Below are 15395 nucleotides of genomic sequence, written 5' to 3' on the forward strand. Positions count from 1 at the left end.
AAGGGGCGTATGTTACCACCTCTGATAACAGAGTTAAACACGCCTCAAACCGCAGCAAAGACCATCACAGGAATTCAACTGCTTCTATAACAGGCAAAAGTATGAATTCAGTATTATAATTATCACTTTATGATGCTGAACAAAATTCAGCTATAAAAGAATGACATACCTTCAGGATAATTATCACTAATATAATTGATATGTATCATTTGTGATACTTGAGCCACTGCACAAAAACTTCATATAAAGAATTGACCTGAATCATATGCACCATTACACTCATATACCGAACACAAAATAATAAAATAATCATTAGAACACATATTCATTCAACGTAATTGGCAAGGAAAAAACTATGGACGCTTCAATAGAAAAACGCCCTCGTACACGATTATCACCTCAGAAACGTAAACTTCAGCTGATGGAAATTGCACTTGAAGTTTTTGCAAAACGAGGAATTGGTCGTGGCGGACATGCAGATATCGCAGAAATTGCTCAGGTATCTGTCGCTACTGTTTTCAATTATTTCCCAACCAGAGAAGATCTTGTAGATGATGTTCTGACTCATGTCGTTCATCAGTTTTCAAACTTCCTGGCAGATAACATCGATGTAGACAGCTACATCAAAGATAATCTCTATCACCTCACCCATAAAATGACAAAACTGGTCTTTGAAGATTGTCATTGGTTGAAAGTGTGGTTCGAATGGAGTGCATCAACCCGTGATGAAGTCTGGCCGCTGTTTGTGTCAACCAACCATACCAACCGCCTGCTGGTGAAAAATATGTTTGTGAATGCAATCGAACGTGGCGATGTCAGCGAGCATTATGATCCGGAGCATTTGGTCACTCTGTTCCTCGGAATCTTCTATTCCCTGTTTGTTCAGGTCAACCGCCTGCAGGATCCAAAAGAAATCGACGCTTTGGTCAATAGCTATCTGGATATGTTGTGTATTTATAACAACCGCCGGGCTTAAAATAGCTAATCACTGAAATTCTTTCTCTTCGTGTTCGGCTGAAAAGTGTGTTCGTTTCAGTAAAAAATGAGTCAGGATTTCAGAGATAAAAAAACCGCTGCCAGTGCAGCGGTTTTTTTGTGGATATCAATCCATTATTTCTTTTTCGCTTTTGCGTTTGGCAGATCCGTAATGGTTCCTTCAAAAACTTCAGCAGCCAGACCGACTGACTCATGCAATGTCGGGTGAGCGTGAATCGTCAACGCTAAATCTTCAGCATCACAACCCATTTCAATCGCCAGGCCGATTTCACCCAGCAATTCACCACCATTGGTACCGACAATCGCACCACCAATAACCCGGTGTGTATCTTTATCAAAGATCATCTTCGTCATACCATCTGAGCAGTCAGAAGCAATTGCACGACCAGAAGCGGCCCAAGGGAAAGTCGCAACTTCATAGTTGATGCCTTCAGCTTTTGCTTCTTTCTCTGTTTTACCAACCCATGCAACTTCTGGCTCAGTATAAGCAATCGATGGGATCACTTTCGGATCGAAGTAGTGTTTCTTACCGGCAATCACCTCTGCGGCAACGTGCCCTTCATGAACACCTTTGTGTGCCAGCATTGGCTGACCAACAATATCACCGATAGCAAAGATATGAGGAATATTGGTGCGCATCTGTTTATCAACATTGATAAAGCCGCGCTCATCAACTTCAACACCCGATTTCTCAGCATCGATTAACTTACCGTTCGGTGTACGACCGATAGCAACCAGAACAGCATCATAACGTTCTGCTTCGGCAGGTGCATTTTTACCTTCCATTGAAACATAGATGCCATCTTCTTTCGCTTCAACAGCGGTCACTTTGGTCTCCAGCATCAGACTGAACTTGTCTTTGATACGTTTAGTGAAGACTTTAACGATATCTTTATCTGCCGCAGGAATCACCTGATCAAACATTTCAACCACATCGATCTGTGATCCGAGCGCATGGTAAACAGTCCCCATTTCAAGACCGATAATACCACCACCCATAATCAGCATTTTCCCCGGAACTTCTTTTAGCTCCAGTGCATCGGTTGAATCCCAGATACGAGGATCTTCATGTGGGATAAACGGCAATTCAATCGGACGAGAACCTGCCGCAATGATAGCGTTATCGAAGTTGATGACTGTTTTGCCGTCGTCACCTTCAACTTCAATACTGTTCGGGCTGGTAAACTTACCAAAACCATTCACCACGTTGACTTTACGCATCTTTGCCATGCCGCTCAGGCCGCCAGTCAACTGATTGATAACTTTTTCTTTCCACAGGCGAATCTTGTCAATATCTGTTGATGGTTCACCAAAAACGATGCCGTGCTTTGCTAATGCTTTCGCTTCTTCAATCACTTTGGCAACGTGCAAAAGTGCTTTAGATGGAATACAGCCGACGTTCAGGCATACACCACCCAGAGTGCTGTAGCGCTCAATAATTACAGTATCCAGACCTAAGTCTGCACAACGGAAAGCAGCGGAGTAACCAGCAGGACCTGCACCCAGCACAACCACCTGGGCTTTGATTTCTTTGCTCATTTTGACCTCTTGTAGTCATTATCCCTTACAGGCTAACGGGGCTTCAAAAACATACGTCTAAAAACATGTGCGGAACGAATCCTAAAACTTGCTCAGTTTACAGAGATGTTAATGATATGAAAAGATAAACCCCAAAGCCTGTGAGCCAGTCAACAATTAAAACCCGAGAATAACATTTCAGGTTAAATTGCCCTTTGATTCTATCGATTAAGGCGGCTATCAAGCCGCCTTTCATTACACCAGATTACAGTACCAAACGACGGATGTCGCTCAGGCAACCATTCAGATAACTGATGAAACGTGCCCCTTCTGCCCCATCGATCACCCGGTGATCGTAAGACAGAGAAAGTGGAAGTTGCAGACGAGGAACAAAGTCCTTGCCATTCCATACAGGTTTCATTTCAGACTTAGAAACACCCAGAATTGCAACTTCAGGCGCATTCACAATCGGTGTAAATGCAGTTCCACCGATACCACCAAGACTGGAAATCGTGAAACAACCGCCTTGCATATCCGCAGCCGTCAGTTTACCTGCACGTGCTTTCTTGGAAACTGCCATCAATTCTTCAGAAAGCTCATAGATCCCTTTCGTGTTCACATCTTTAAAGACAGGAACCACCAGACCATTCGGCGTATCAACCGCAATTCCGATGTTGACATACTTCTTCATAATCAGGCTTTCACCGTCTTCAGACAGAGAAGCGTTGAATGAAGGGAAGGCTTCCAGTGCTTTCGCCGCAGCTTTCATAATGAAAACAAGAGGCGTAATCTTCATACCGTTATCTTTCTTCGCTTCGATAGCATTCTGTTCTTTACGGAATGCTTCCAGCTCAGTGATATCAGCATTATCCCACTGCGTCACGTGAGGGATCATGACCCAGTTACGGGCTAGGTTAGCACCAGAGATCTTCTTAATCCGCGATAATGGCTTAACTTCAGTTTCACCAAATTTGCTGAAGTCCACTTTCGGCCATGGCAACAGTCCCAAAGCACTACCGTCACCTTTACCGGAAGCTGCACCAGATTCCAGACGTTTCAGAGCTTCTTTTACAAAGTTCTGCACGTCTTCTTTCAGGATACGGCTCTTACGACCAGTTCCCTTCACTTTTGCCAGATTGACACCAAATTCACGTGCCAGACGACGAACAACCGGTGAAGCGTGGGCATACTCGTTATTTTCCTGGAAGTCACCCGTTGCAGCAGGCGCAGCTGCTGAAGCGGCTGGTTTTGCAGCTTCTGCTTTTGGTGCAGCGGTTTGTGCTTGTGCTGGCGCAGCTGCAGGCGCTGCTCCGGCAACTTCAAAGATCATGATCAAAGAGCTGGTTGACACTTTATCACCCACTTTCACTTTGATCTCTTTAACCGTACCGGCAAATGGTGCGGGAACTTCCATTGAAGCCTTATCACCTTCAACGGTGATCAGAGACTGCTCTTCGGTGACAGAGTCGCCGACAGCAACCATCACTTCGGTCACTTCAACTTCATCACCACCGATATCCGGTACGTTGACTTCCTGAAGTGCTGATGCTGCAGGAGCCGCTGGAGCTTCGGCAACAGGTGCTGCTGGAGCAGCGCCGGAGCCTGCAACTTCGAAAATCATGATCAGAGAGCTGGTTGACACCTTGTCACCCGCAGCAACTTTGATCTCTTTAACCGTACCGGCAAATGGTGCCGGAACTTCCATAGAAGCTTTGTCGCCTTCAACTGTCAGCAGAGACTGCTCTTCAGCAACAGAGTCACCTACAGCAACCATAATTTCGGTGACTTCAACTTCATCACCACCGATATCCGGTACGCAAACTTCTTTCAGTTCAGCAGCTACAGTTGCAGCCGGAGCTGGTGCAGCTTCTGCGGCAGGTGCCGGTGCAGCCGCTGCTGCACCTTCGCCTTCAAAGATCATAATCAGAGAGTCGGTAGAGACTTTATCTCCGACATTAATTTTAATCTCTTTCACAATCCCGCCCTGAGGTGCAGGCACTTCCATAGAAGCTTTGTCACCTTCAACGGTAATCAGGGATTGTTCTTCTTCAACTTTGTCACCAACGCTTACCAGAATCTCAGTGACTTCAACCTCATCCGCACCAATATCAGGTACATTAATTTCGATTGTCATTGTTTTCCTACCTCAATTAAGCGTATAGCGGGTTTGTTTTTTCTGTATCGATATCAAATTTCTTAATCGCTGCTGTCACAACTGATTTCTCGATATCACCACGTTTTGCCAGTTCATTCAGTGCAGCAACGACAACATAATCGGCATTCACTTCAAAGTGACGACGCAGGTTTTCACGGCTGTCAGAACGACCGAAACCATCGGTACCCAAAACTTTATAAGATTCAGCAGGAACAAATGCGCGAACCTGTTCGGCATAATTCTTCATGTAGTCTGTTGCTGCAATTGCAGGCTCAGAACCCATGACAGAACTGATATAAGGAACTTTTGCTTCCGCTTCAGGATGAAGCATGTTGTCACGATCACATGCCTGACCATCACGCGCCAGTTCATTAAATGAAGTGACAGAGAAGACGTCAGAAGCAATGCCGTACTCTTCGCTCAGAATGACAGCCGCTTTACGGACTTCATTCATGATAGTTCCGGAGCTCATCAACTGAACTTTACCTTTGCTGCCCGCATGAGTTTCCAGCTTGTAGATCCCTTTACGGATGCCTTCTTCTGCCCCTTCAGGCATCGCAGGCATTGCATAGTTTTCGTTCATCAGAGTGAGGTAGTAGTAAACATTTTCCTGTTCACCATACATCCGGCGGATACCGTCCTGAACGATGACAGCAACTTCATAAGCAAATGTCGGATCGTATGAAATACAGTTTGGAATGGTTCCTGCCTGAATATGGCTGTGACCATCTTCGTGTTGCAGACCTTCACCATTAAGCGTTGTACGACCGGCTGTACCACCCAGCAAGAAACCACGTGCCTGTTGATCACCCGCCATCCATGCCATATCACCGACACGTTGGAAACCGAACATCGAGTAATAGATGTAGAACGGAATCATCGGTAGATTGTTAGTGCTGTATGATGTCGCAGCAGCAACCCAGGATGACATTGCACCCAGCTCGTTGATCCCTTCTTGCAGAACCTGGCCGGAAGTGTCTTCTTTATAGTAAGAAACCACACCACGGTCTTCCGGTGTATATGTCTGACCATGTGGGTTATAGATACCGATTTGACGGAACAGACCTTCCATACCAAAGGTACGTGCTTCATCGGCAATGATTGGCACGATATTCTTACCGATATTCTTGTCTTTCAACAGAATGTTCAGTGTACGAACGAATGCCATCGTTGAAGAAATATCACGTTTCTGTTCTTCCAGAAGTGGTTTGAATTCTTCCAGTTCTGGGGTTACAAATTCCTGAGAAAACTTCGGTAAACGCTGAGGTGTGTAACCATGTAGAGCTTTACGGCGAGCATGCAGATACTCGTACTCTTTTGAACCTTCTTCAAGTTTCAGATAAGGCAGAGACTTCACATCTTCATCTGAAATCAGATCCTGCAGGCCTAAACGATCACGCATTTTCTGAACATGAGTCATGTCCATTTTCTTAACCTGGTGCGCAATGTTTTTACCTTCAGCCGCATCACCCATACCATAACCTTTTACGGTTTTGGCAAGAATGACGGTCGGACGATCTTTAGTGTCCTGAGCATTTTTAAATGCAGCAAACAATTTAGACGTATCATGACCACCACGCTTAAGCGCGAAGATTTCGTCATCGGTCATATCTGCAACCAGTGCTGCCGTTTCAGGATATTTACCGAAGAAATGCTCACGAACATAAGCACCGTCTTTTGACTTAAATGTCTGATAGTCACCGTCAACGGTTTCATTCATCAGTTGTAGCAGTTTGCCGGAAGTATCTTTTGCCAGCAGGGAATCCCAGTTGTTCCCCCAGATGACTTTGACTACATTCCAGCCAGCGCCTCTGAACAGGCCTTCAAGTTCCTGAATGATCTTACCGTTACCCATAACCGGTCCATCCAGACGTTGCAGGTTACAGTTGATCAGGAAACATAAGTTATTCAGTTTTTCACGGGCAGCAAAAGAGATTGCACCACGTGATTCCGGCTCATCCATTTCACCGTCACCCAGGAAGGCATAGACACGCTGCTCAGAGGTATCTTTTAATCCACGACCGTCAAGGTATTTCAGGAAACGGGCCTGATAAATAGCAGAAATAGGGCCAAGTCCCATTGATACGGTCGGGAATTGCCAGAATTCAGGCATGAGTTTCGGGTGAGGATAAGACGGGATGCCTTTTCCATCAACTTCCTGACGGAAGTTATCCAGTTGTTCTTCAGTTAAACGGCCTTCAACAAAAGCACGGGAATAAACCCCTGGAGAGATATGACCCTGATAGTAAACCAGATCGCCACCATCTTTCTCGTTTGGCGCACGGAAGAAATGGTTAAAGCATGTTTCATAAAACGCAGCAGAAGATTGGAATGAAGCCATGTGGCCACCCAATTCCAGATCTTTCTTCGAGGCCCGAAGAACGATCATAATTGCGTTCCAGCGAATGATTGACCGGATACGGCGCTCAAGTGTCGTGTCGCCCGGATAGGCTGGTTCTTGGTCGGCAGGGATCGTGTTGATATAATTAGTTGTAACACCTGTTGGCATATCGACGCCATCGAGACGTGCTTTCTCCAGAACTTCTTCTAAGAGGAACTGAGCACGTTCAACGCCTTCTTCACGGACAACTGATTCAAGAGCTTCCAACCACTCCTGGGTTTCCAGTGCATCTACGTCATGCTTCATGTCAGACATGCGATCTTTCCTTTTGTTGGTTTGATCAAAACAAATCAGTAATAAGGTCTATTCGATAAAAATAAATCAGTCAGGCTTATTACCCTGCTGAATCCGGCGTAACGAACGTTCTCGGCGAGTCTGTTCACGCGTCAAATCAAGCAGTGTTTCTTCAATATAGGCGAGATGAGAATGCGACATTTCACGAGCTTTTTCAGGTTCCCCGGAAACGATAGCATCTACGATACTTGCCCTATGTTTACTCACTTTCTCCACCACTTCAGGGCGGCGGTGTAATAGTTTGAAATTCTGTAATACATTTTGCTCAAGCAGCGGGGCCAGACTACGGACAATATGTAGCAGGACAACATTGTGGGCGGCCTCGGTCAGCGCTATTAAAAATTCAACGACACTGGATGATTCTTCAGCGATATTTTTTTCTGCTTGTTTTTCACTGATTTTTTCCAGACATGCCTGAATTCGGGCGAAATCTTCTTCTGTACCGCGCAGTGCTGCAAAATAAGCTGAAATCCCTTCCAGAGCATGACGGGCTTCAAGCAAATCTAATTGAGTTTCAGAATGGCTAGACAATAAATTCAGCAAAGGATCCGAAAAACTCGTCCCGATGTTTTCGGTGACGAATGTTCCTCCACCCTGACGGCGAGTCAGCAAACGCTTGGCTTCAAGGCGTTGAATGGCTTCACGAACTGATGGGCGGGATACATCAAACTGCCGGGCAAGTTCTCGCTCAGGAGGAAGTTGCTGCCCAGGAGCCAGTATTCCTTCGACAATCAGCCGTTCCAATTCCTGCTCTATTACATCGGCAAGTTTTGGCTGACGAATCCTTTGATAGGCCATACTTATTATTCTTCTATGTAATATTCTAATGTTTAGTTAATTGGTAATACCAATTTCCAACTGGTGCAGAAATTAACATACTAAAAACTTCGCTGTCCAGATAAAATTTGACCGAAATCATTGAACGCATCACAATTCAACATACTTGCAACAATATTTATTCATAATTGCTAATAAATACGGTGACATAAGATGATCATTTCATCACCTCCGACCAATACATTCGTAGTGCAATAGAAATGTGCTTCAGATATTTCTGAGGTAAAATTCGGCAAGAATTATCGGGGTTTGGGACAGCAACATAGCTGTCCCAAAAGTAGTCATTACAGAGCGCTGCGGTTATTCAAGGTAAGGAATCTAAACATCCGCTGACCAAACACAGAGGTAAATAGCCCCAGTAAAATAAAAATTGTCCCGAAAGTTTCCAGTGTTGTGAGCGTTTCATCCAGCAGAAGATTTGAACTGATAATGCCAACAATCGGAATCAGCAGTGCAAACGGAGTCACCGTTGCTGCATGATGACTTCTGAGCAGCCATCCCCATATAGCAAATGCGACCAGCGTGGAGATATAACCAACATAGATAACAGAAAGCCATGATTTTTCAGATGTTGCCATCAGTAAACCGATAGGATCCCGGTTTTCGAACAGGAAAGAGAGGATAAATAGTGGGATTGGTGGAATTAAACTCACCCAGACCATGAAATGAAGTAAATTAACATCTCCGGTCCTTTTCATAATCAGATTTGAAATCGCCCAGAATAACGCCGCAAACAAAAGCATTATCAGACCGTTAGATGTGATATTACCGTTCGATGTAATGATAAACAGACTAAAACCCAAACATGCCATCACAATACCGGCAAACTGGTATCTGTTTGTTTTCTCTTTAAAAAATAAAGCGCTAAACAAAATGGTAAAAATCACCTGAGCCTGCAATAGCAGAGAAGATATCCCGGCGGAAGCATCGGCCTTCATGGCAACAAACAGAAAGCTGAACTTAAGCACTCCCAGAAATACACCGACACCAATAACATTCCAGACGGAAGTCTTAGGGAAAGGAACAATAAACACTGCCGGGATGGCAACAATCAGAAAACGTAATCCGGAAAAAAGAATCGGAGGTAGCTCTTCTAATCCAAACTTAATGACAGAAAAGTTCAGCCCCCATATCAGGACAACAGATAGTGCACAAACAATACTTTTTAAGCCCATGAGTTCTCCAGAATTTGCAATAAGTCTTTAACAACTTATCAGCAAGTCTGAAAACAGTCACCCAAAATAATGAGAACTTTATCAAATTTGGCTATTACAGATTCTAATCTAACAAGCTTCAATATAATCCACGATCAGTTGCAGTGACTGATTACCACGAAACTCATTAATATCGAGCTTATAAGCAATATGGACCGTTTTAACCGAAAGATCAGGCCAGCGACGCACATCCACATTAAAGGCAATCGCATCGATCATTTTGTGGCTGGCGTGACCCTGATAAAGTGGCTCAAGCATCAACTTCAGGTGTTTTTCTCCTACCAGCTTCTGGTGTAACACTTTAAACTCGCCGTCAAAAAGTGGCTCCGGGAATGCCTGTCCCCAAGGACCTCCGGACCGGATCGTTTCTGCGGTATACATAGAAAACTCTTCCGGCAGCAGTTCTCCGTCAGACAAAAGAACACCTCTCAGCGCAGTCTCGTCAATCGTATCGCGTATAACCTGATCAAACTGACGGGAAAAATGCTCAAAATCACTTTCCCGGATCGATAATCCGGCAGCCATCGCATGTCCGCCAAATTTCAGGATCAGACCGGGATGCTGCGTATCAATCAGATCCAGCGTATCCCGCATATGTAAGCCGGGAATCGAACGGCAGGAACCTTTGAGCAAACCATCTCCGGCATCGGCAAAAGCAATGACTGGGCGGTGGTAAGATTCTTTGATCCGGGAAGCCAGAATACCAATAACCCCCTGATGCCAGTCCCGCTGAAACAATGAAATACCAAAAGGCAGCTCATGCCCTTCTCCCAGTTTCAGCCGCTCGCAAAATGCCACGGCTTCCTGCTTCATTCCCGATTCGATTTCTTTTCGGGTCTGATTCAGAGCATCCAGTTCACTGGCCATTCTCCGGGCTGCATGAATGTTGTTACACAACAGCAATTCAACACCAAAGGACATATCATCCAACCGGCCTGCAGCATTAATTCTCGGCCCTAGTGCAAAACCGAAATCAGCCGCAACCAGATTCCGCGCATCCCGTTTAGCGACTTCGATCAATGCCTGAATACCGGGACGAACCTGACCGGCCCGAATCCGCTGAAGCCCTTGATGAACCAGAACCCGGTTATTCTCATCCAACGGCACCACATCGGCGACAGTTCCCAGAGCCACCAAGTCCAGCAGTTCCATCAGTTTCGGCTCTGGCACACCGTGAAGTTCAAACCAGTTTTGACGGCGCATGTATACACAAAGCGCCATCATGATATAAAACGCAACCCCGACACCGGCCAGTGATTTTGAAGGGAAATTACAACTGGGCAAATTCGGATTAACCATCGCATCGGCTTCAGGTAATACATTTCCGGGCAAATGGTGATCAGTGACAATAACAGTCAATCCCTGCTGTTTGGCATAACGAACACCTTCAATCGAAGAAACGCCATTATCTACCGTCATGATCACTTCTGCATTCATCGCCAGTGCCTGATCAACCACTTCCGGGCTTAAACCATAACCATCATCAAAACGGTTCGGCACCAGATAATCGACTTGCTGGCTTCCCAGCATTCGCAGTGCCAGTACAGATAATGCCGAACTGGTTGCACCGTCTGCATCGAAGTCACCGACAACAATGATCCGCTGCTGACGCTGTATCGCATCAAACAGAAGCTCTATCGCCCGCTCAATCCCATCAAGTAGCTGGTAACTATGTAAAGCTTTGGCACTTTTTTCCAGTTGGTCGATGTGCCGAACACCACGGCCAATATACAGGCGTCTCAAAATAGGAGGAATACTGTCCGGGAGCAGGGAAATATCCGCTTCCGGTCTTCTTTTTATTTCAATCATCGTTTGGACACACTGGCCTTTGTGGTTTGCACTTACTTGTGAGAAACAAATAGTTGTAAGAAACAAATGGCCCGATATCTATCGGGCCAAGTCTGAATTTCCGGCGGCAGAATTACGTCAACTCTGCTGCGGCAGTCATTAAATTGCTTTTAAACGTTCCAGCAATTTTTCCGGCGGCAGATATCCGCCGACCATTTCTCCGTTTGGCAGGAAAATCGCCGGGGTACCGCTGACTCCCAGCTCTCTGCCAAGCTGATAATGATTGGCCACCTGCTTTTTGCACTTCCCGATATCGCCATCAGGCCGCACAATATCCCTTTGCATTTTAGCATCGCTGAGCGATTTAGCCGGATCATCGGAACACCAGATTGCCGCCATCTGCTCTGCAACCTGACCATTCGGTCCCTGACGTGGGAATGCCAGATAGCGGATCGTAATGCCCAGATCATTATATCCTTTCAACTGACTATGCAGACGAATACAGTAGCCACAGGTAATATCCGTAAATACCGTCACAACATATTTTTCATTGTCAGCTTTATACTCGATCATCTGATCTTTCAGCTGTTCAATTCGTTTGGCATTAATCGGTGCCTGACGCTTGGCAATGACATCTTCATACTGACCGTTGCCTTTCAGTTTATACAACGTTCCGGCAATAAAGTAGTCCCCTTTCGGAGAAGAAAACAATATCCCGTTAGAAGTCTGAATCTCCAGCAGACCGTCTACTTCAGAAGGGACAATATCCTTCACGGTCAAGCCCAGCGACTTAAACCGCTGCGTCAATTCCTGTTTATCAAATGAATCTGCAGCAGAGGCTGCCATAGAGAAAAATACCAAACCCAATAAAACTAATTCGCGAATTGCGCGCATCATTGTCACCTTACTTAAGCCCTTGGATGATGTTCGTTGTGGAGCTGTTTTAATCTTTCAGTCGCCACGTGAGTATAAATTTGCGTTGTCGATAAGTCACTATGTCCCAATAACATCTGTACGACTCTGAGATCTGCACCATAGTTCAGTAAATGAGTTGCAAATGCATGTCGTAGCACATGAGGAGACAACAGTTCCGTATCGATTCCAGCCTGAAGTGCGTAATATTTTATCCGGTGCCAGAATGTCTGACGGGTCATCTGACGGGATCTACGGCTGGGAAACAACACATCGGATGAATGCTCACCCAACAGAATACCTCTTCCCTGCTGCAAGAACGTCTGAATCCAGTCAATAGCATTTTCTCCCATTGGCACCAGTCTTTCTTTACCACCTTTTCCGAATACCCGGACAACCCCCTGCCTCAGACTGATATTCTCCATCGTCAGCGTCACCAGTTCCGTTACCCGTAATCCGGTCGCATACAGGAGTTCCAGCATTGCCTTATCACGTAACTCGACCGGATCTTCAGGATTTGGTGCATCCAGTAAGGCTTCAACCTGGGCTTCACTCAAATCTTTCGGTAAACGTTTGGGTAACTTCGGGGTCACCAGTAAAGCACTCGGATCATCCGCTCTGATCTTTTCACGATTCAGGTACTGAAATAAACGTCGAATCGCAGAAAGCATTCTGGCCCGGGAGGTCTGTTTATAATTTTGATCAACCAACCAGGACTGAAACGCCTGTAGTTCAGACGTCAGAACGGATTCCAGCCGACAGTTGTTTTCCAGCATCCAGCGCAACAGTTTTTCCAAATCATGACGATAGGAAACCAGCGTGTTTTCCGACAAACCACGCTCCATCCACATCGCATCTAAAAACTGTTCAACCCAGCGCTGATCGGCTGCAAAAATCTCTGTCACTCTCGGCCTCACTTTCGTTCAAGAGTTCTTAATATCACAGAATCATATGCAGACAGAAGCGCCAATGCCAAAAACTGATCAATTTTATCGCGCACCACTCATCTTGAGCTCATCAGGGGATAGCGTTAGAATCCGACAACCTTTGATACGATGGTAAGCATTGATTTGCTGGAATATTCCTTATGAAGATTGGTCTTTTCTACGGTTCAACCACCTGTTACACCGAAATGGCGGCAGAGAAAATACGGGCAGTGATTGGTGAAGATTTAGTAGACATATATAACGTGAAAGAAACACCACTATCACGGATGCAAGACTATGACTTGCTCATTCTGGGGATATCAACCTGGGATTTCGGTGAAATTCAGGAAGACTGGCAAGCCATCTGGGATCAAATCCAGCAACCTGATTTGCAGGGAAAATATGTTGCACTTTACGGGTTAGGTGATCAGGAAGGATACGGCGAGTGGTATCTCGACGCGATGGGACTTCTGCATGATGAGCTGAAAAGCTGTGGTGTTCATTTTATCGGATACTGGCCCAATGAAGGCTACCAGTTCGATGCATCCAAAGCACTCACTGAAGATGGTCGCTATTTTGTCGGTCTGGCTCTGGATGAAGACTCTCAATACGAACTGAGTGATGAGCGCATCGCAAACTGGTGCGAGCAAATTCTGATCGAATACCATGATGCGCTATAGGGCATACAGCTTTCAGATTATCCTTTCAGCATGTTCCGGTAGCGCCGCCAGTCGAACGTTAATCCGGGATCGGTTTTCCGGAGCGGCGCAATGAACTGATGCCCGGTAATACGTTCACGGGTAATATGTGGATAACGTTCTAGAATTTCCTGCGTTAAAGCAGCCAGAGACTGATACTGTTCATCGGTGTAAGCTGTAAATTCAGTCCCTTCCAGTTCAATACCAATCGCATAATCATTACACCGTTTCCGTCCGGCAAATGAAGAAACACCAGCGTGCCATGCCCGGTCCAGAAAAGAAACAAACTGAATCACATGACCATCACGCCGGATCAGACAATGAGCCGAAACCTGAAAATGAGCAATCACCTGAAAAAAAGGATGCTGTTCTGCCCGGAGTTGCCCCTGAAACAGCTGTTCAATATAAGGACCGCCGAACTGTCCCGGTGGCAGGCTGATGTTGTGAATCACCAGCAAAGAGATATCATCCGGGCTCTCCCGTGCATCATAATATGGAGAAATGACACGCTGAGCCTCACTATACCATCCATCCTGATCGATCATCACTTTCACCTTCTCGCTTCTTTTACCCGGAATTTTACCCTGATATACAGGAAATTCGAGATCAATGGCTGAATTTCGTTTTCGGTCAGCGTATCATGCCGCATCTGATTTACTTTTATAATATGTACTCAACAGCAAAAGACAGTCGATGAAAAACAGCCATAACAGTCAGGAACGCCTGAATTACCTCAAACAACAACTGCCTCTCGACATTACCCGGGCCGTCAGGGAAACCCTTCATGAAGATTTGGGTGGAACAGTTGATCCGGCCGCAGATATTACAGCCAGTCTCATTCCGGCTGAACAGCACAATACCGCGACAATCATTACCCGGGAAGCCGGCGTGTTCTGTGGTCAGGCGTGGGCTGATGAAGTGTTTCAGCAACTAGGTGGCACCGTCACCATCGAGTGGCATGTGCAGGACGGTGATGTCGTCGAACCAAACCAAACTTTGTGTACGCTTAGCGGGCCATCCCGGATTTTGCTGACCGGTGAACGGAATGCTATGAACTTCATTCAGACATTGTCCGGTTGTGCATCCAAAACAGCGCAGTATGTTGCCATGCTTCAGGGAACACAATGCCGCCTGTTAGATACACGCAAAACCGTTCCCGGCCTGCGTAACGCTCTGAAATATGCGGTCACATGCGGCGGTGGATTTAATCATCGTATCGGTGTTTTCGATGCCTATCTGATTAAAGAAAATCATATCATTGCCTGCGGCGGTATCGCAGCAGCGATCCGGACAGCAAAACAGCTGAACCCCGGCAAACCGGTCGAAGTTGAAACCGAATCTCTCGAAGAGCTACAACAGGCTATAGAAGCCGGTGCCGATATTATTATGCTGGATAATTTCAACTGTGACATGATGAGAGAAGCCGTTCGTATCAATGCCGGCAGAGCAGCACTGGAAACATCCGGGAATGTAACTCTGGAAACGATTCGTGACTATGCCATGACTGGTGTTGACTATATTTCTGTCGGTGCACTCACCAAGCATATTCAGGCACTTGATCTCTCAATGCGTTTTCAGGGGTAAAGCCCGCTTCGGGATAGTCGCTCCGGCGATGATCGTCATCTCAGAAAAGGAAGAAAAATTCTGAACGCTGAC

The 15395-nt window shown here is 45.9% G+C and carries 12 protein-coding genes; 3 read left to right on the forward strand and 9 right to left on the reverse strand.

Features of this window, described 5'->3' with window-relative positions:
* The first annotated feature begins 355 nt into the window (after positions 1-355).
* Positions 356-976, forward strand: coding sequence for a LuxR/HapR/OpaR family quorum-sensing transcriptional regulator (locus OCU74_RS13230; RefSeq protein ID WP_087481295.1), 621 nt, complete (start codon positions 356-358; stop codon positions 974-976).
* A gap of 134 nt (positions 977-1110) precedes the next feature.
* Here OCU74_RS13230 and lpdA read toward each other — a convergent pair whose 3' ends face one another.
* From lpdA to xerD, 8 genes are all read right to left on the reverse strand, one after another.
* On the reverse strand, positions 1111-2535 hold the full coding sequence (lpdA, locus tag OCU74_RS13235) for a dihydrolipoyl dehydrogenase (RefSeq protein WP_087481294.1): 1425 nt from the start codon (positions 2533-2535) through the stop codon (positions 1111-1113).
* Between the two features lie 244 nt (positions 2536-2779).
* Positions 2780-4648, reverse strand: a complete 1869-nt coding sequence (aceF, locus tag OCU74_RS13240) for a pyruvate dehydrogenase complex dihydrolipoyllysine-residue acetyltransferase (RefSeq protein ID WP_087481293.1) — start codon at positions 4646-4648, stop codon at positions 2780-2782.
* A gap of 16 nt (positions 4649-4664) precedes the next feature.
* The gene (aceE, locus tag OCU74_RS13245) at positions 4665-7325 is read right to left on the reverse strand and encodes a pyruvate dehydrogenase (acetyl-transferring), homodimeric type (protein ID WP_087481292.1); all 2661 of its coding nucleotides are present in this window, start codon (positions 7323-7325) and stop codon (positions 4665-4667) included.
* Positions 7326-7391: 66 nt separating this feature from the next.
* Positions 7392-8162 carry a pyruvate dehydrogenase complex transcriptional repressor PdhR gene (gene pdhR / locus OCU74_RS13250; RefSeq protein WP_087481291.1) on the reverse strand — a complete coding sequence of 257 codons (771 nt, stop codon included), beginning with the start codon at positions 8160-8162 and terminating at the stop codon, positions 7392-7394.
* A gap of 323 nt (positions 8163-8485) precedes the next feature.
* Positions 8486-9376: an EamA family transporter gene (locus OCU74_RS13255; RefSeq protein WP_087481290.1), complete on the reverse strand. Its 891-nt coding sequence runs from the start codon at positions 9374-9376 to the stop codon at positions 8486-8488.
* 108 nt (positions 9377-9484) lie between these two features.
* Positions 9485-11224, reverse strand: a complete 1740-nt coding sequence (recJ, locus tag OCU74_RS13260) for a single-stranded-DNA-specific exonuclease RecJ (RefSeq protein WP_087481289.1) — start codon at positions 11222-11224, stop codon at positions 9485-9487.
* Between the two features lie 138 nt (positions 11225-11362).
* A complete protein-coding gene (gene dsbC, locus OCU74_RS13265; RefSeq protein ID WP_087481288.1) occupies positions 11363-12097 on the reverse strand; it encodes a bifunctional protein-disulfide isomerase/oxidoreductase DsbC in 735 nt (244 codons plus the stop codon).
* A 14-nt stretch (positions 12098-12111) separates the two neighbouring features.
* A complete protein-coding gene (xerD, locus tag OCU74_RS13270; RefSeq protein WP_087481287.1) occupies positions 12112-13020 on the reverse strand; it encodes a site-specific tyrosine recombinase XerD in 909 nt (302 codons plus the stop codon).
* A 182-nt stretch (positions 13021-13202) separates the two neighbouring features.
* Here xerD and fldB point away from each other — a divergent pair, with 182 nt between their 5' ends.
* Positions 13203-13721, forward strand: a complete 519-nt coding sequence (gene fldB, locus OCU74_RS13275) for a flavodoxin FldB (RefSeq protein WP_087481286.1) — start codon at positions 13203-13205, stop codon at positions 13719-13721.
* Positions 13722-13738: 17 nt separating this feature from the next.
* Here the strand turns inward: fldB and ampD are convergent, their stop codons facing one another.
* Positions 13739-14284: a 1,6-anhydro-N-acetylmuramyl-L-alanine amidase AmpD gene (gene ampD / locus OCU74_RS13280; protein WP_087481285.1), complete on the reverse strand. Its 546-nt coding sequence runs from the start codon at positions 14282-14284 to the stop codon at positions 13739-13741.
* A gap of 148 nt (positions 14285-14432) precedes the next feature.
* Here ampD and nadC point away from each other — a divergent pair, with 148 nt between their 5' ends.
* Complete coding sequence (gene nadC / locus OCU74_RS13285; protein WP_087481284.1) at positions 14433-15323, forward strand: carboxylating nicotinate-nucleotide diphosphorylase; 891 nt, start codon at positions 14433-14435, stop codon at positions 15321-15323.
* Positions 15324-15395: the final 72 nt, after the last annotated feature.

The organism is Vibrio mangrovi (assembly GCF_024346955.1).
In the GTDB taxonomy this organism is placed as follows: Bacteria; Pseudomonadota; Gammaproteobacteria; order Enterobacterales; family Vibrionaceae; genus Vibrio; species Vibrio mangrovi.